Source organism: Kitasatospora sp. NPDC101447 (genome assembly GCF_044767225.1).
In the GTDB taxonomy this organism is placed as follows: Bacteria; Actinomycetota; Actinomycetes; order Streptomycetales; family Streptomycetaceae; genus Kitasatospora.
Genome location: NZ_JBIWNL010000005.1, coordinates 357977 through 376019, shown reverse-complemented (window position 1 = coordinate 376019; position 18043 = coordinate 357977). Strand labels below are relative to the sequence as shown.

At 73.4% G+C, this 18043-nt stretch carries 12 protein-coding genes and 1 pseudogene; all 13 read left to right on the top strand.

Features of this window, described 5'->3' with window-relative positions:
• Positions 1-2 precede the first annotated feature (2 nt).
• A pseudogene (locus tag ACIRST_RS10655) lies at positions 3-323 on the top strand (nuclear transport factor 2 family protein); the annotation flags it as partial.
• A 102-nt stretch (positions 324-425) separates the two neighbouring features.
• Positions 426-1655 (top strand): glycosyltransferase, encoded by a 1230-nt coding sequence (locus ACIRST_RS10650; protein WP_402801660.1) that lies wholly within the window; start codon positions 426-428, stop codon positions 1653-1655.
• Positions 1656-1699: 44 nt separating this feature from the next.
• Complete coding sequence (locus ACIRST_RS10645) at positions 1700-2617, top strand: NAD-dependent epimerase/dehydratase family protein (RefSeq protein WP_402801553.1); 918 nt, start codon at positions 1700-1702, stop codon at positions 2615-2617.
• On the top strand, positions 2610-3440 hold the full coding sequence (locus tag ACIRST_RS10640; protein WP_402801550.1) for an MBL fold metallo-hydrolase: 831 nt from the start codon (positions 2610-2612) through the stop codon (positions 3438-3440). The genes ACIRST_RS10645 and ACIRST_RS10640 overlap by 8 nt, the downstream gene beginning before the upstream one ends.
• Positions 3441-3723: 283 nt before the next feature.
• A complete protein-coding gene (locus ACIRST_RS10635; RefSeq protein ID WP_402801548.1) occupies positions 3724-4998 on the top strand; it encodes a M23 family metallopeptidase in 1275 nt (424 codons plus the stop codon).
• 708 nt (positions 4999-5706) lie between these two features.
• Entirely contained in the window at positions 5707-7650 is a 1944-nt protein-coding gene (locus tag ACIRST_RS10630; protein WP_402801546.1) for an amino acid adenylation domain-containing protein, read from the top strand.
• A complete protein-coding gene (locus ACIRST_RS10625) occupies positions 7647-10583 on the top strand; it encodes a type I polyketide synthase (RefSeq protein WP_402801544.1) in 2937 nt (978 codons plus the stop codon). Before ACIRST_RS10630 ends, ACIRST_RS10625 begins: the two co-directional genes overlap by 4 nt.
• A gap of 34 nt (positions 10584-10617) precedes the next feature.
• Positions 10618-10824: an MbtH family protein gene (locus tag ACIRST_RS10620; protein ID WP_402801542.1), complete on the top strand. Its 207-nt coding sequence runs from the start codon at positions 10618-10620 to the stop codon at positions 10822-10824.
• A complete protein-coding gene (locus ACIRST_RS10615; protein ID WP_350520772.1) occupies positions 10821-12110 on the top strand; it encodes an MFS transporter in 1290 nt (429 codons plus the stop codon). Before ACIRST_RS10620 ends, ACIRST_RS10615 begins: the two co-directional genes overlap by 4 nt.
• Entirely contained in the window at positions 12103-12897 is a 795-nt protein-coding gene (locus ACIRST_RS10610; RefSeq protein ID WP_350520771.1) for an alpha/beta fold hydrolase, read from the top strand. The genes ACIRST_RS10615 and ACIRST_RS10610 overlap by 8 nt, the downstream gene beginning before the upstream one ends.
• Positions 12898-12905: 8 nt before the next feature.
• Positions 12906-14651 carry an acyl-CoA dehydrogenase family protein gene (locus ACIRST_RS10605; protein ID WP_402801538.1) on the top strand — a complete coding sequence of 582 codons (1746 nt, stop codon included), beginning with the start codon at positions 12906-12908 and terminating at the stop codon, positions 14649-14651.
• A gap of 76 nt (positions 14652-14727) precedes the next feature.
• Complete coding sequence (locus ACIRST_RS10600; RefSeq protein ID WP_402801535.1) at positions 14728-16095, top strand: condensation domain-containing protein; 1368 nt, start codon at positions 14728-14730, stop codon at positions 16093-16095.
• 65 nt (positions 16096-16160) lie between these two features.
• Complete coding sequence (locus tag ACIRST_RS10595; protein WP_402801532.1) at positions 16161-18029, top strand: non-ribosomal peptide synthetase; 1869 nt, start codon at positions 16161-16163, stop codon at positions 18027-18029.
• The last annotated feature ends 14 nt before the right edge of the window (positions 18030-18043 follow it).

Genomic DNA, 18043 nt, shown 5'->3' with positions numbered 1-18043 from the left:
GCATGTCGTTCCGCACCACGGCCGACGTCGTCCACCGCTTCAACCGCGCCTTCATCCACCACGACGTCTCGCTGCTCGTCGACCTGCTCGCCGACGACTGCGTGATGGAGACGAAACAGCCCGCCCCCGACGGGGCCCGCTACGAAGGCCGCGCCGCGTGCCTGCAGTTGTGCAGGGCGCTCGCCGAGGACCGCACCAGGCAGTACGAGCCGGAGGCCGTCGTCGTCACCGGTGAGCGGGCGACCGTCCGCTGGCGCTGCCGCTTCGGCGACGGCCCGGCCGACACGGTCCGCGGCGTGACGCTCACCCTCGTCCGGGACGGCCTGATCGTCGAGGCCCTCGGCTACAGCAAGACCTCGGACGGCAGCTCGGACGGCAGCCGGCCGGGCGAGGCCGAATCCACGGACACCATCGGGAGTCAGGACATGCGTGTGTTGTTGGTGGCGTACGGTTCGCGCGGGGACGTCGAGCCGATGCTCGGACTCGCCACCGCCCTGCGTGACCTCGGCGCCGAGGTACGGGTGTGCGCCCCACCCGACTTCGCGGAACTGTCGGCCGGCGTCGGCATCCCCCTGGTGCCGCTCGGCCGGTCGCTGCGCGAGACGGCGACCAAGGCGGTGACCGGCACGGCGAAGCCCCCGGCGGAGAGCCTGTCCGAGCGCGCGGCCCGGATGGTCGCCGCCACGTACGAATCCGTCGTCGCGGCAGCCGAGGGATGCGACGCAGTGGTGGCGACCGGTCTGATCCCGGCAGCCGCCGCCGCCCGGTCGGCGGCCGAGGAACTGGGCATCCCCTACCTGTTCGTCGCCTTCTTCCCGAGCTATCTGCCGTCGCCGCACCACCCGCCGCTCGCGTGGCCGGGCCGGCCGCTCCCGCCGGACACGACCGACAACCGGGTGCTCTGGGACCAGAACGCGGAAGACCTGAACGCGCTGTTCGGCGAGGCGATCGACACCCACCGGGCGGCCGTCGGCCTGCCGCCGGTGGACGACGTCCGCGGCCACGTCCTCACCGACCGTCCGTGGCTGGCGGCCGACCCGCTGCTCAGCCCCTGGCCGCAGTCCGCGGACCTCGACGTGGTGCAGACCGGGGCATGGATCCGGCCGGACGAACGGCCGCTCCCCGCCGAGCTGGAGGCCTTCCTGGACGCCGGCGAACCACCCGTCTACGTGGGCTTCGGCAGCATGCCCGTGCGCGACGCGCCGGACGTCGCCCGGGCGGCCGTCGAGGCGGTCCGCGCCCTGGGGCACCGCATCCTCCTCTCCCGCGGCTGGGCCGACCTGGCGTCGACCGACGAGGACGGCGACTGCTTCCCGGTCGGCGAGGTCAACCACCAGGCGCTGTTCGGCCGGGTCGCCGCCGTGGTGCACCACGGCGGCGCCGGAACCACCACGACGGCCGCCCGGGCCGGTGCACCCCAGGTCGTGGTGCCCCAGATGGCGGACCAGCCGTACTGGGCCGGCCGGGTGGCCGAGCTGGGTATCGGCGTGCTGCACGAGGGCCCGACCCTGACCTTCGACTCCCTGTCCGCCGCGCTCGGCAAGGCCCTGACCCCCGGCATCCGCGCACGGGCGAGGGACCTGGCCGCCGCGATCCGCACCGACGGCGCGACGGTGGCCGCGGAGCTGCTGCGGAACACCGTCGATCCCTCGTAACCCCCTGCTGCTGCACCTCTGTCGATCATTCGAAAGGAAGAAACGTGAAGGTACTCGTACTGGGTTCCACCGGCTACATCGGGTCCGCCGTGACACGGCGGCTGACGGCGGACGGCCACCAGGTGGTCCACTTCGTCAAGGACGCCGGGCGGCTCGGCCCCGACGTGGCGTCGCGCGTGGGTGATCTGGGCGACCCGGCCTCGCTGCGGGCCGCCGTCACCGATGACATCGATGCCGTGCTGAACCTCGCCACGCCGACCGGCGACGAGACGGCGGACGCGGCGGCCGTGGACGCGCTGACCGAGCGGTTGCGCGGCACCGGGCGGGCGTTCGTGTACACCAGCGGTGTGTGGGTGCTCGGCGCCACCGGGGACACCGTGGTCGACGAGGACGCCGCCACGAACGCGATCGCCATCGTCGGCTACCGCCCGCGCATCGAGCAGCGCGTCCTGGCGACCACCGCCGGGGACGTGCGCGCCGTGGTGCTGCGGCCCGGCATCGTCTACGGCCACGGCGGCGGCATACCCGGCCTGATGACCGGCTGGGCGAAGGAGCACGGCACCGGCCGGTACGTCGGCTCGCCGGCCACCCGCTGGCCGATGGTGCACGTGGACGACCTCGCCGAGCTGTTCGTGCTGGCCCTGACCAAGGCCGAGCCGGGGAGCGTGCTGCACGGCGTGGCCCACGAGGCCGTGCCGGTCGCCGCGCTCGCCGCCGCCACCGACATCGCCGCGGGGGGCACCGGCCGGGCCGAGACCTGGCCGCAGGAGCAGGCAGCCGACGTCGTGGGCGCCCCGTTCGCCGAGGCCCTGGCGCTGAACCAGGTCGTGTCCGGGCGCCGCGCCGTCACCGAGCTGGGCTGGCGGCCCAGCCGACCGTACGTCCTGACCGAGCTGGCCGAGCCGGCCGAGCTGGCCGAGCCGACCGAGCTGACCGAGCTGACCGGAGGCGACCGTGGCTGACCTCACCGGCTCCACCCTGCCCATCTGCCGCACCTGCGGCACCCAGTACGCCGACACCCGCCCCGACTGCCCGGTCTGCCTGGACGAACGCCAGTACGTCGGGGCCGACGGCCAGCAGTGGACCAGCCTCGCCGAACTGCGCGCCGAGGGCCACGAGGGGCGCTTCGAGGAGCAGGGCCCCGACGTGCTCGGCATCGGCTGCACCCCCTCCTTCGCCATCGGCCAGCGGGCCCTGCTCGTGCGCACGGCCGGCGGCAACGTGCTGTGGGACTGCGTGCCCTACCTCGACGACGCGGTGATCCGCGAGGTGGAGAAGGCCGGCGGGATCGACGCGATCGTCGTCAGCCACCCCCACTTCTACTCCGCCGTCGTCGAGTGGGCCCACGCCTTCGACGCGCCCGTCTACCTGCACGAGGCCGACCGGCAGTGGGTCGGCCGCCCCGACCCCGCCCTGCACTTCTGGAACGGCCGGACCCACCGGCTGACCGACGAACTGACGCTGATCAACCCCGGAATCCACTTCCCGGGCAGCACGGTCATGCACCGGAACACGGGGGAGGGCGCGCTGTTCACGGGCGACGTGGTCAACGTCTGCCCGGACCGCCGCTGGGTCACGATCATGTACAGCTACGCCAACCACATCCCGGAGCGCCCCGACGCCGTGCGCGCTGCCGGCGAACTGCTCTCCGGCTACCGCTTCGAGCGGATCTACGGGGCGTGGTGGGACCGCGTCGTCACGAGCGACGGCAACGAGGTCCTGGCCCGGTCGGTGGACCGGTACCTGCGCTTCGAACAAGGACTGCCGACGGAGTCCCGCTCCTGACGACGACGGAACACGTCCACCAGCACTGACCACAGCACGCCGCAGAACGACCGGCCTGCCGGGCGGACGGGCACAGCGCCCGGCCTCGGACATCACGGGGCCTTCGGCACCGTCCCCCGGCAGGCTGTCGGGCTGTCGATGCGGCTGGACGGGTGTAGTTCGGCAGCCGACTTCGGCGGCCTCCGGCCGAAGCGGCGGGCCGCCCGGTTACATGAGCCTGCGCCGCGGTGCGGGGCGTGCCGGCGTCGTTCACGGCCCCGGGCCCGACGGACGAAAGAGCACAATGGCAGAGCGCGACCCTCGCAACCGCACCAGCCGCAGCCCTCGACGTCGCGGACGCGCCGCCGCCGTGGTCGCGGCCGCCGCGCTGGTGGCCGCCGCGGGACCGGGATTCGGGACCGGCGCGGCCGCCCTGGCACCCGGCACCCAGTTCACGCCGCTGACGGCCGCGGTGATGACCGAGCCGACGCCGTTCGACGCCACGGACGGCAGGACGCACCTCTCCTACGAACTGCTCACCACGAGCGCACTGTCCAGCAGCACCCCGCTGCGGCTCGACCGGGTCGACGTCCAGGACGCCCGCACCCACCGGGTCATCGGCTCGCTGAGCGGGCAGCCGCTGGCCGACGCCGCCAATCCGGTGGGCGACCCCCTGCCCGGTGCGGACGCGTACACCCCGGCGCCCCCGGGGCCCACGCCGACCGTCATCCAGGGCTCCCAGCAGTGGATCATCTGGCTCGACCTGACCCTCGACCGCGGTCAGCCGGTGCCCGAGGTCCTCGAACACCACCTCTCGGGTGCCGTCCTGACCTCCTCCGGCCCGTCCGCGTTCGAGGAGACGGTGCAGGCCACCCCGACCTCCCGCACCGCGCCGTTGAACCTGAACGCGCCCGTCCGCCCCGGCACCTGGTACGCCAGCGAGTCCTGCTGCGGCAACACCCACCACCGGCGCGGCCTCGCCCCGATCAACGGCCGCTTCGACGTGCCGCAGCGCTTCGCGATCGACTGGTACCGGCTCGGCGAGCAGGGACAGGCCTGGGAGGGCGACCCCGCGCGGCTCACCAGCTACCTGAGCTACCGCCAGCCGGTCGTGGCCGCGGCCGGCGGCAGAGTGGTGGAGGTCCAGGACGGAATCCCGGACAACCCGCCGCCCGTCACGCCGCCCGTCCCGCCGATCGAGGACACCGTCGGCAACCACATCACCCTGGAAGTCGCACCGGGCCGCTACCTGCTCTACGCCCACCTAGAAGCCGGCACGCTCGACGTCCGGGAGGGCGACTGCGTCGAACCCGGCCAGGTCCTCGGACTGATCGGCAACAGCGGCAACTCCACCACACCCCACCTGCACTTCCAGGTGACCACCACGGCCGACTTCTTCCCGACCGACAGCCCGCCGTTCACCTTCCGGAGCTTCCGCGTCCTCGGACAGGTCGAACCCCGGATCTGGGACGACAACCTGGGCCTGCAACCGACCGGCGTCCTCCCGATCACACCCTCACCGTACGAGGGCCCCCACCGTGCGCAGTACCCGCTCGACCGCGAGGTGCTGGAGTTCTGACCGCACGTTGCGGGGGCTGACGGCGGCCGAGGCCCGGAACAGCCCCATCTCACCGTGGTCTCCGACTCCGTTGCCGTGCAACAGGTTCGCCTGCACGCGCTCACTCAGCCGGGCCACGTCCCCGCCTTCTCCGGCCGCGACCGGATCGGGGAGTCGGCGAACGCGATACCGGCCTCGGGGATCAACGGAACGGCCGTGGGCGCCAAGCCCTCGGCGGCACGGCACATCTGCTCGGTCCCGATGGCACGAAAGGCTCCACCCAGGTGAGCGGGTGGAGCCTTTCGGCATTGGTTCGCTTCAGTTGTCGATCTGCCGGCGGATACGGCGTGCGGGGGCTCTCGGGGGTTTCTGCGGAACGGTCGGTGTGCTCGTCCATCGGATGTCTACCGGCGCTTCGCACACTCGTCGGCAGCAAGCTCGCTGATCGTCTGAAAGCCCGACAGCAGCTGTCCACAGCTGACGTGACGTCGACGGGCCGCAATGACTCCGCCCGGTTTCCCCTTGAGCTTCCTGAAACCCCGCCCGGCCGGGGCGGGTGCGCTTCGGGCGGACGGCACGGCCGGGGCCTGTGCCCGTCCGGTGTCCGGTGGAGTGCTGCGCGCGCCGTTCTGGAGAGGAGTTGGCCTCGTGAGGCCCGAACTGAGTCAAGAGGATGAGAGCCGAGCCGCTACCGCGCTCTCGTCGGCCGGTCTGCGTGCCGTGGTCTGTGTGCCGCAGCTGTTCGAGGAGCGGGTACGGGCCAGTCCTGATGCGGTGGCTGTCGTCGACCGCGACGGGTGCGTGACGTACGCGGGGCTTGACGCTGCCGCCGACCGGTTGGCCGGAGTGCTGGTGGAGCGAGGTGCGGGCGCCGAGAGCGTGGTCGCGGTGAACCTGCCGCGCGGGCGTGAACTGGTGACGGCGGTGCTGGCCGTGCTGAAGTCCGGTGCCGCCTACCTGCCGCTCGACCCGGCGCTGCCGGTCGAGGGCCGCAGGTACCAGCTGGAGGCCGCCGGTGTCGCCCTGCTGATCGGGCCCGAGGGCTGTGCGGGGGTCAAGGGGGTCGAGGGGGCCAACGCGGTCGAGGTGGTCGACCCGGCCGTCGGCGGGCCGGCCGGGCGCTCCGCGCAGAGCCCGGCGGTGGCGGTCGCTCCCGGCGACCTCGCCTATGTGATCTTCACTTCGGGTTCGACCGGGCGTCCCAAGCCGGTGGCCGTCACCCACGGGTCGCTGGCCAACCACGCGGTTGCCGTCGGCGCGGCCTTCGCCCTGACCGCAGCCGATCGGGTGCTGCAGTTCGCCGCGCCGGGGTTCGACGTGTTCGGCGAGGAGGTGTTCCCGACCTTGCTGGCCGGCGCCCGGGTGGTGGTGGCTCCCGATTCGGTGCCGTCGCCCGCGGAGCTGGAGGAGCATCTGTGCCGTGAGCGGGTCACGGTGGCCAACGTGCCGACGCCGTACTGGGACCAGTGGGTCCGCGATCTCGACGCCGAACCGCGGGAGGTGCCCGAGGCCCTGCGGCTCCTGGTCGTGGGCAGCGACACCGGGCACACCCGTACGCTGGCCGGCTGGCGACGGCATACCCCGGTGCCCGTGGTCAACGCCTACGGGCTGACGGAGACCACCATCACCGCCACACTCCAGGCGTTCACCGGGGAGTCGATACCCGAGGGGGAGACGCTGCCGATCGGGCGGCCGGTGGCCGGGGCGCGGGCGTATGTGCTGGACGCCGATCTGGAGCCGGTTGCGGCGGACACCCGGGGCGAGCTGTACGTGGGTGGGGCGGTGCTGGCCCGCGGGTACCTCGGGCAGCCGGGGCTGACCGCCGACCGTTTCGTGCCGGACCCGTTCGGCAAGACGCCGGGCGGGCGGCTCTACCGCACCGGCGACCTCGTGGTGCTGCGCGCCGACGGTGCCCTGGCCTTCGTCGGGCGGGCCGACGACCAGGTGAAGATCCGCGGCCGGCGGGTCGAACCGGCGGAGATCAGTGCGGCCCTGTGCACGCACCCGGCGGTGCGTCAGGCGTACGTGCGGGCGGTGGACGACGGGGCGGACGGCAAGCGGCTGGTCGCCTACGTGGTCGCCGCCGAGGTCGAGTCGTCGCAGCTGCGCGCCCATCTGGCCATGAGTCTGCCGACCGCGATGGTCCCGGCCTCCTACGTGGTGCTCGACGAGCTGCCGCTGACCGCGAACGGCAAGATCGACCACAGGGCGCTCCCGGTGCCGACCGCCGGCGACGCCACGTCCGGCGACGCCACCGCCGGCGACGCCACGTCCGGCGACGCCACGTCCGGCGACACCACCGCCGGCGACGCCAACTCCGGCGCACCGCAGGCGGTGGCGCTGACCGGCCTGGAGGAGCAGATAGCGGCCGTGTGGCGTGAGGTGCTGCAGGTCGGCCAGGTGGGGCCGGACGACAGCTTCTTCGAGATCGGCGGTCACTCGCTGCTGCTCGTCCAGGTGCAGCGCAAGCTCAGCGGGGCGCTGGGACGCCGGGTTCCCGGCGTCGCGCTCTTCGCGCACCCGACCGTCCGCAAGCTCGCCGCCCATCTGCGCGACGGCTCCGGGCCGGCCGTCGGCGCGCCCGGTGACGAGCGTGCCGATGAGCGCCGCAGCGGGTACGCCCGGCTCCAGCAGCGCCGCGCCGCCCGCCGGAGCGCCGGAGGTGCCCGATGACGCAGGCGGCACAGCCGGTGGTTCCGGACAGCCCCTTCCTCGCCGTCGTCGGGATGGCCGGGCGGTTTCCCGGAGCGCGTGACCTCGGGGAGTTCTGGGACAACCTGGTCAAGGGCACGGAATCGGTCACCCGCTTCCCCGGCGACCCGTCCACTCCCGAGTACGTCCCCGCGCTCGGAGTACTGGAGGACGCGGACGGGTTCGACGCGGCGTTCTTCGGCTACTCGCCGCGCGAGGCGCTGATCCTCGACCCGCAGCAGCGGCTGTTCCTGACCTGCGCCTGGGAGGCGCTGGAGGACGCCGGGTACGACGCCCGGGCCTGTGCCGGGCCGGTCGGCGTGTATGCGGGCAGCAGCCAGACCGGCTACCTGGAGACGCTGACGGCCCACCGCGACCGGCTCGGCCCGGTCAGCGAGTGGCAGCTGCGGCTGGGGACCGGCATCGACTTCCTCACGTCGCGGGCAGCCCACCGGCTCGGTCTCACCGGGCCGGCGGTGACGGTGCAGACCGCCTGCTCCACCTCCTTGGTCGCCGTTCATCTCGCCGCGCAGGCGCTGCTGTCCGGCGAGTGCGACCTGGCTCTGGCCGGCGGGGCCAGTGTCAACGTCCCGGCGCGCCTGCCCGAGTACTCCGAGGGCGGTGTCATCTCGCCCGACGGCCGCTGCCGGGCCTTCGACGCCCGGGCCCGTGGGACCGTCGCGGGCAACGGTGTCGGCATCGTGGTCCTCAAGCGGCTCGCCGACGCACTTCAGGACGGCGACCACATCCGTGCCGTCCTGCGCGGCACCGCGGTGAACAACGACGGCACGGACAAGGTGGGCTTCACCGCGCCGGGAGTGGCCGGCCAGGCCGAGGTCATCCGCGCGGCCCACCTGGTGGCCGACGTCGAGCCGGACAGCATCGGCTACGTCGAGGCGCACGGGACCGGGACGCCGCTGGGTGACCCGATCGAACTGGCCGCGCTGACCCAGGCCTTCCGGCGCGGCACCGACCGGCGCGGGTTCTGCCGGATCGGGTCGGTGAAGACCAACATCGGCCACACCGACGCGGCCGCCGGGGTGGCGGGCTTCATCAAGGCGGTGCTGGCCGTCCGGCACGGCCTGATCCCGCCGAGCCTGCACTACACCTCACCCAACCCGGAGATCCCCTTCGCGGACGGCCCGTTCGTGGTGAACACCGAACCGTACCGGTGGCGCCCCGACGGTCCCCGCCGGGCCGGGGTCAGCTCGTTCGGGATCGGAGGCACCAACGCGCACGCGATCCTGGAGGAGCCGCCCGCGCGACCCCGCCCGCCCGCCGCGCCCGCGAGCCAGCTGCTGGTGCTGTCCGCCCGGACGGCCCCCGAGCTGGACCGCGCCGCCGCCAGGCTCGCCGAGCACCTGCAACGGCAGGCCGCCGGCGCCGCCGACCCCGGCCGGGAGCTGGCCGACACGGCCTGGACGCTGCAGACCGGCCGCCGCGCCTTCGTGCACCGCCGGTTCGCCGTGGCCGCCGACCACACCGAGGCGGTCGAAGCACTGACCGGGGCCGGCACCTTCGGCCACCCGCCCGTGGGCGGCGAGCGGCCGGTGGCGTTCGTCTTCCCCGGGCAGGGCGGACAGCACGTCGGCATGGGCCGCGAACTGTACGAGAACGACCCGGTCTTCCGCGCCGAGGTCGACGCGTGCTGCGCGCAGCTCGCGCCCACGCTCGGCCTGGACCTGCGGGCGGTCCTGTACCCGGCCGGCGAGCAGCAGAGCGCGGCGGCCGAAGAGTTGCTGCGCGACATGAGCGTGGCCCAGCCGGCCGTCTTCGTGGTGGAGTACGCGCTCGCCCGGATGTGGGAGCAGCGAGGGGTACGGCCGGCGGCCGTCGCCGGACACAGCCTCGGTGCCTTCGCCGCCGCATGCGTGGCCGGTGTGCTCTGCCTGCCCGACGCGCTGCGGCTGGTCGCCGAGCGCGGCAGGCTGCTTCAGGGCCTGCCCGTCGGGGCGATGCTGGCCGTGCCGCTGCCCGAGCGCGACGTCACCGGACTTCTCGGCGACGGCCTGGAGCTCGCGGCCGTCAACGGACCCGACCAGTGCGTCGTGTCCGGGCCGCGGGGGGCGGTCGACGCGCTGTTCGCACGGCTGACGGAGGACGGCGTCGACGCGCGCCTGCTGCACATCGCCGCCGCCGGACACAGCGCTCTGGTGGAGCCGATCCTCGACCGGTTCGCCTCCGTGGTCGCCGAACTCGACCTCAGGGCGCCGTCGATCCCCTGGGTCGGGGACACCACCGGGGAGTGGGTCCGCACGGACCGCGTTCCGGGCGTCGAGTTCTGGACCGCCCACATGCGCCGGGCGGTGCGCTTCGGCGACACCCTCGCCACCCTGCTCGCCGAGCCCGGCCGGATCCTGCTCGAAGTCGGCCCCGGCCTGACCCTGACGACTCTGGCCCGCCGGCACCCGGCTCGCACCGAGGGCCACCTGGCGCTGCCGAGCCTGCCGCACCCCGCCGGCGAGCAGTCCGCCCTGCGGACCTCGCTGGCCGCCGCCGGACAGCTGTGGGCGGCCGGCGTCGAGCTCGACTGGCCGCGGCTGCACGAAGGCCACCGGCCGGGCCGGACTCCGCTGCCGACCTACCCGTTCAGCCCGCAGCGGTACTCACCGCTCCCCACCGACAACCCGGCGCCGACCGTCACCGCCCGGCCCGCGCCGACCGTCCCGAAGCCCGCACCGGACGGCGACACCGAAACACAGCTCGCCCGGATCTTCGGTCAACTGCTCGGACTGGAGCACGTGGCGGCGCAGGACGACTTCTTCGACCTGGGCGGGGACTCGCTGATCGCCGTTCAACTCGCCTCCGCCGTCCGCGCGGCCTTCGGCGTACGCATCACCGTCAAGCAGGTCTTCACCGCCCCCACTCCGCGCCGACTGGCCCGGGTGATCGACGCCGCCCGGCAACCGGCCTGAACCGTCATGCGACACACCGACCCGAGGGACAGCCATGTTCGAGGACGACGACGACCGGACCTACGAGGTGGTCCGCAACACCGAGGAGCAGTACTCCGTCTGGCCGGCCGGCCGGGCGCTACCCGCCGGGTGGGAGCGGACGGGCGGACGGGGCAGCAAAGCGGACTGCCTCACCCTGATCGACGGCCTGTGGAGCGACCTCCGACCGAAGAGCACACGTGAACGGGCGGCCGCCCGATGACGCAACCGGCCCCTCCGCCGGGACTGTCGCGCCACCAGGGCTTCCGACGGCTGTGGGCCGCCCAGACGGTCAGCGTGCTCGGCGCCCAGATCTCCGAACTCGCGCTGCCGCTGGCGGCCGTGACGGTCTTGAACGCCACCCCGTTCCAGGTGGGACTGCTGGCCGCCGTGCAGTACCTGCCGTTCCTGCTGGTCGGCCTGCCGGCCGGGGCATGGGTGGACCGGACGCGCCGACGGCCCGTCATGATCGCAGCGGACCTGGTCCGCTGCGCGGTCCTGCTGACCGTGCCGGCGGCCGCGCTCTGCGGGGTCCTGCACCTGTGGCTGCTGTATCCGGTCGCCTTCGCGGTCGGGGTCATGACGGTCTTCTTCGACCTGGCGGCACAGTCCTTCCTGCCGACCCTGGTCGGCGAGGAGCAGCTCGTCGAGGCCAACACCAGACTTCAGCTGTCCGAGACCGCCGGTCAGCTGGCCGGCCCCGGCGCCGGCGGATTCCTGGTCCAGCTGCTGACCGCGCCGCTCGCGGTGCTCGCCAACGCGCTCGGCTACGCCGGGTCGGCGGCCCTGCTCCTGCTGGTGCGGGTGGAGGAGCGCCCGACCCGCGACGCGGTCCGGCCGGGACTGGTGGCGGAGGTCAAGGACGGCCTCGGGTACGTGTTCCGGCATCCGCTGCTGCGCCCGATAGCGCTGAGCGCGGGGATCGCCAACCTCTTCGGTCTGTTCGGAATGGTCCAGGCGATCCTGGTGCTCTACGCGGTCCGTGACCTGCGGCTCTCGCCGGCCGGGCTGGGCACCACGCTCGCGATCGCGAACGCAGGCGTACTGCTCGGCTCGCTCGCCAACGGCCGGGTGGTGCGGCGCCTCGGCGTCGGGCCGTCGCTCACCTGGGCCGCCTTCGGGCTGGGCGGCACCCTCCTGCTGCTGCCGCTGGCCACCCCCGGCACCGCCATGCCCGTTCTGGCGGTCGCGATGGCCCTGGCCGGGCTGTGCGCCTCCGTCTTCAACATCAACCAGATCAGCCTGCGGCAGTCCGTCACCCCCGCCCCGATGCGCGGGCGCATGACGGCGACGCTGCGGTTCGTGGTCTGGGGCGTCATCCCCGTCGGGACCTTCCTCGGAGGCGCACTGGTCGGCCCGCTCGGACTGCGCGGCGCCCTCTGGCTCGCCGGTGCGGGCAGCGTCCTCGCCGGGCTGCCGCTGCTGTTCTCCGCCGTGCACGCACTGCGGGCCATGCCCGACGCCGCCCCGACCGCCCGATCGATGAGCCAGGAGACCCTTCATGCCTGAGGTTCCGGGGCACACCGCCCCACGCTGGCTGGTCAACCGCCGCAAGCGCCCCGACGCCCCGATCCGGCTGTACTGCTTCGCCCACAGCGGCGGCTCGGCCGCCGAGTACGTCCGCTGGGGCGACGACGTGCCCGGCATCGAGGTGTGGGGCGTGCAACTGCCCGGCCGCGGCTCGCGGCTCGACGACCCGCCGTACACCCGGGTCGGCCCGCTGGTTCACGATCTGGTGGGACAGGCCGCATTCCGTGCACCGTTCGCCTTCTTCGGACACAGCCTCGGCGCCCTGCTGGCCTACGAGACCGCGCGCGCCCTGCGCGAGCACGGTCTGCCCGGCCCCGAACGCCTGCTGCTGTCCGCCTGCCCGGCCCCGCACCGTCCCCGCGGACTGCCGCCGATCCACCACCTCGGCGACCGGGAGCTGTTCACCGCCATCCAGGGACAGTACGGCTCACTCCCCGACGAGGTGGCCGAGGACCCGGACCTGCTCGCGATCGTGATGGCCTCGCACCGCTGCGACTTCGAACTGGTCGACAGCTACCGCCACACCCCAGGCGAGCCCCTCGACCTGCCGCTGCACGTCTTCGGCGGCACCGAGGACCGGCTCCCCGCCGAAGAACTCACCCGGTGGCAGGGCCACAGCCGCGGACCGTTCGCCCTGAACCTGCTGCCGGGCGGTCACTTCTACCTCCGCGAGCACCGCGCCGCCCTGCTCGCACTGATCCGGGCCGCACTCACCGACCGCCGGCGCGCCGGGTCGCCCGTCCACCCGCTCTCCCACGACCTGTGAAAGCAGAGATGACTCACGACACCGCCACCCCGGCCGGCTTCCTCGCAGCGCTCCACCTGGGGCACGTGCGCTGGGACCTGATCAGCCCCTTCCCCGCCCCGTCCGACGAGGACCGCGCCCGCGGCGACGCCGCCGTCGCCGAGCTGATGCGCTTCCTCCAGGAGACCGTCGACCCGACGGAGGTGGACCGCACCGCGAAGCTGCCCGACGGCTTCCACGAAGCCTGCGCCGCCCGCGGCTACTTCAGGCTTCAGGACCCGCTTGAGCGCGGCGGTCTGGGCCTGTCCGCCCACAACGCCTTCCGGATGATCCAGGCCGCCGCAAGCTGGTCGGTGACCGCCTGCTACGCCATGTCCGTCCACCTCGGACTCGGCGCCGGCGCCTACCTGCCGATCCTGGCCGACGGCGAGCTGAAGTCCGAACTCGAACGGCTGCTCGCAGCGGGCGCGATCTCCGGCGACGCCGACACCGAGCCCACCGGTGCGATCAACCGGACCCGCGCCACCACCGCGGTGCCGACCGAGGACGGCACCGGATTCCGGATCAGCGGCGAGAAGGTGTTCATCCAGAACGGCCCGATCGCGGGCCTCCTGAGGGTCTCGGCCACCGTGCACGACAACGACCGGGAGTACATCCGGCTGTTCTTCGTCGACACCACCGACCCCGGCTTCGCGGTCAGGTCCTGGCACGAGTACCTGGGTCTCAAGGGCCTGCCCAACGCGGCCCTCACCTTCGACCGGGTCTTCGTCCCGCACAGCCGGGTCTTCACCCTGGACGGCCTGACCGCCGAGGACGAGTGGCGTCTGGCCCCCGAACTGCACACCGTCAGCGTCCGAGGCCGGATGTACCCCATCTCGGCGCCCGCCCTGGCGATCGGCCGGCTCTGCCTGCACTGGTCCCGGGAGTTCGTCCGGCGGCGTTCGGTCGGCGGCATCGGGCTGGAGCAGTACGACGAGATCCAGCGCATCGTCGCCGCCAACCTCGCCGAGACCTTCGCCGTGGAGAGCGTGGTGGAGTGGTGCCTGCTGGCCGAGGAGCGCCACCCGGGGATCGACCTGGATCCGGAGCAGACGGCAGCCAAGAACATCAGCTCGATGACCAGCTGGCGCATCGTCGACCGCACCCTGTCCCTGCTGGCCGCCGAGGGCTTCGAGACGGCGACGAGCAAGGCCCGGCGCGGTGCTCAGCCGCTGCCGGTGGAGCGGTTCTTCCGCGACGCGCGTGCCCTGCGGGTGGCCGGCGGGGTGGACTTCCTCGTGGACCACTGGGCAGCCCGGCACCTGCTCTCGCGCCACTACCCGAAGCCGCAGGCCATCGCGGAGGCCGCGACCGACCTCACCGCAGCGGACTCCTGCCTGTCCCCGCGCAACCGGGACCACCTGCGCTTCGTGGCCGAACAGGCCGTGCAGTTCGCCCGCCTCAGCCGCGACCTGGTGGACCGATACCCGGACCCCGAGGAGCTCTTCGCCGAGGAACGCACGCTGATCCTGCTCAACCGGCTCTCCGCCGAGCTGTTCAGCATGTCCGCGGTGCTGGCCAACGCCGCCCGACTGCACCGCGAGGGCACCGGACCGGCCCAGGACCTCGCCGACGTGTTCTGCGCCGACGCACGCCACCGCATGGCGGACGCCCGGCGGCGCCTGGCCGACACCGACGGACCCGACCACGCCGGCGTCTGTGCGCAGTGGCTTCACGGCGACCGTCTGGAGTTCCTGCTCCGCGACACCGTCACCGCCACCCCACCCGCCCGCTGAGCAGGTGGCATCCGAGGCCGCCCCGGCCACCAGCCCCGCACACCGAACGACCACCGACCCGGAAAGGGCCGCGCCCATGTTCGACCTCTCCCGTTCCCAGGAGATCGTCTGGCTGCACGAGGAACTCTTCCCCGAGAGCCGTGCCTACAACTTCACCGCCTCCCTCGACCTGCGCGGCCCGCTGGACGAGCCGGCCCTGCGGCAGAGCCTGGCGACCGTGCTCGCCCGCCACGACGCGTTCCGCCTCGAACTCGATCCCGAGGACTTCCCACCGAAGCAGCGGGTGAACGGCACCTGCGCACCCCGCTACCGCACCGTGGACCTGACCGGTGCCGACGACCACGAGGCCGCCTTCGAGGACCTGTGGCGCGAGCAGCACGACGAGCCCTTCGACACCGCCGAAGCGCCCATGGTGCGGTGGAGCCTGATCAGGCTGGCCGAGGACCACCACCGGCTGCTTCACACCGAGCACCACCTGGTGCACGACGGCTGGTCCTTCGGCCTGGTCCTGCGCGACCTGTTCACCACCTACCGCGCGCTGGCCCAGGGCATCCCGGCCGACCTGCCCGAGCCCCGCTCCTACCTCGAACACGTCCGCCGGTCGGTGGCCGCCGAGGAACGACCGGGCCACCGGGACGACGCCCTGGCGTACTGGCGGGGCGCCCTGGACGGCGCCGCCTTCGACCTGCCGCTGCCCGGCCCGGCCGACCCGGGACGGGTCCGCGACGTCCCGCACGGCGACCAACTGCGCCAGCTGCTGGAGCCCGAGCTGGCCGAGCGCCTGCGGACAGCCGCCCGCCGACACGGGCACACCCCGTTCTCGGTTCTGCTCACCCTCTTCGCGGAGCTCCTGCGCAGGCAGAGCGGCCGGTCCGACCTGGTGATCGGCAGCGCGGTGGGCAACCGCCCGCCCGGCTTCCAGGAGAGCGTCGGGATGTTCGTCAACACCATCCCGCTGCGCATCCGCCTCCAGCCCGACGACAGTGCGCTGAACACGGTCGACGAGGTCACCGAGGTCCTGATCCGCTCGCTGCCGCACCAGGGCGTCCCGGTCCAGGACCTGGCCCGCGAACTCGGAGAACACTCCGGCACCGGCCTGGACAACCCACTGTTCCACGTCATGTTCAGTGCGCACGACGCGCCGATCCCGCACGTCGAGGGGCTGGACCTTGAGGTGTCCATCCACGAGGCGTTCAACACCGGTACCTCCCGCTTCGCCCTCGACGTGGTCCTGATCCCCGACTCCCGCCGGACCGTCAACGCCCGCTCGGGCCCGGGCGGCATGCTGCTGATCTGGGACTTCGCCACCGACCTGTACGACGGCCCCCGGATCGCCGAGATGCAGCGGCAGTTCACCGCGCTGCTGGAGGCCTACCTCGCCGACACCGCAACCGGCCTCGCCGCACTCACCGCGCCGGCCGATGACCGGCCGGCCGATGACTGACCGGCCGATGACTGGCCGGCCAAGGACTGACCCCACGACCCCGAACCATGCCCCGAGGAGACCAGATGACTTCCCACGATCCGACCGGCCACCAGCTGCCCAGCATCGCCTGGGGAGGTGAGCCCGCGCCCGCTCCCGCACCGGGGGCGGGACCACTCGACTGGTTCGACAGCCGGCTGGCCGAACAGCCCGACGCCCCGGCGGTCGTGGACGGCACCATCACCTGGAGCTACCGCGAGCTCGACCGGGCCTCCGCCCGGATCGTGCAGGCCCTCGGCGGCCGGGTCACCCGCGGCGAGCTGGTGGGAGTCTGCCTGGAACGTTCCGCGCTGCTGGTGGCCGCGGCGGTCGCGTTGGCCAGGATCGGCGCGGTCCATCTCTCCCTCGGCGCGCAGCCGGGGGCCGCGCGGGTGGAATCGATCACCGAGGACGCCGACATCGGCTGCCTGCTCACCGACGGCACCACCACCCCGCCGCCCGGCTGGACCGTTGCGCCGGCCGAGGCGGTGGACGGGCTCATGGTCGCCCTGCGCGGCGGACGGACGAACGGTGCGCCCGGCGGTGGGCCCGGCGGTGCGTCCAGCGGTGCCTTCTGCGCCGTCACCACCTCGGGCAGCACCGGCAAGCCCAAGATCGCACTGCTGCCGCAGGGGGCGATGGCCAACCTGGTCCGCTGGACCTGCGACCGGCTCGACATCGGTCCCGGGTCCCGGGTGGGTCTCTTCGTCGGCACCACCTTCGACGCCCACCTCAAGGAGTTGTGGGAGGCCTTGTCGTCGGGCGCCACCTTGCACGTCGCGCCCGAGGACGCCCGCGGCTCGACGGCCGAACTGTTCCAGTGGTGGCAGGAGTCGGGCCTCACCCACTGCCTGCTGCCGACCCCGCTCGCCGACCTCGCCTTCACCCAGCCGTGGCCCGCCGGCCTGGCCATGCGCCACATCCTGGTGGGCGGCGACCGGATGCGGGTGCGGCCGCCCGCGCAGTGCACGGCGGTCGTGCACAACGTGTACGGCCCCGCCGAGGCCACCGTGCTCACCACCACCCACCGCCTGCAACCCCGGAGCGACGACCCGACCGCCCCCGTGCCGATCGGACGGCCGCTGACCGGCTACGCCGTCTTCATCACCGACGAGGACGGCCGGATCCTGCCCAGGGGACAGGCCGGAGAGGTCCGGATCGGCGGTGCGGGCCTGGCGCTCGGCTACGTGGACCCGCAGCGGACCGCCGAACGCTTCGTGCCGGCCCCCGCAGGTCAACCGTACGTGGACCGTGTCTACCGGACCGGCGACAAGGCGGTGATGCGCGCCGACGGACTGCTGGAATTCCTCGGCCGCACGGACGACCAGGTGAAGATCAGCGGCGCGCGGATCGAACCGGCCGAGGTCGAGGCCGCCCTGGAAACCCACGACTCGGTCCGGCGCGCCGTCGTGGTCCCGTACCAGGGCACCGGCGGCGTCGTACGGCTGGCCGCCTTCCTCCGGCTCGCCGAAGGGGCGCAGGCCGACGAGGAGGCCGTGCTGGCCGCCGCCCGCGCCCGGGTACTGAAGCAAGCGGTGCCCGTCATGGTCCGCTTCGTCGACACCTTCCCGCTGAACGCCAACGGCAAGGTCGACCGCGCACTGCTCGCCCGGCAGGCCGCCCCGGCAGCGTCCTCCGCACCCGGGGCGGCGCCGACCCAGCGGACCCCGCAGGCAGCGGACACCGACGCGTTCCTGCTCGTGGCCTGCCGCCGGCTGCTCGACCGGCCCGACCTCACGCCCTCCGACAACTTCGCCGAATCGGGCGGGACCTCGCTGGCCGTCGCGCGCTTGATCGCGCTGATCGAAAGCACCTACCCGATCCGGGTCAAGGCCGCAGAGGTCATGCGCCAGCCCGACGTGGCAGCCCTGGCTGCCCTGGTCGCCACCCGCCGCGCGGCGTCGGCGCGCAGCTGAACACTCCCGCCACC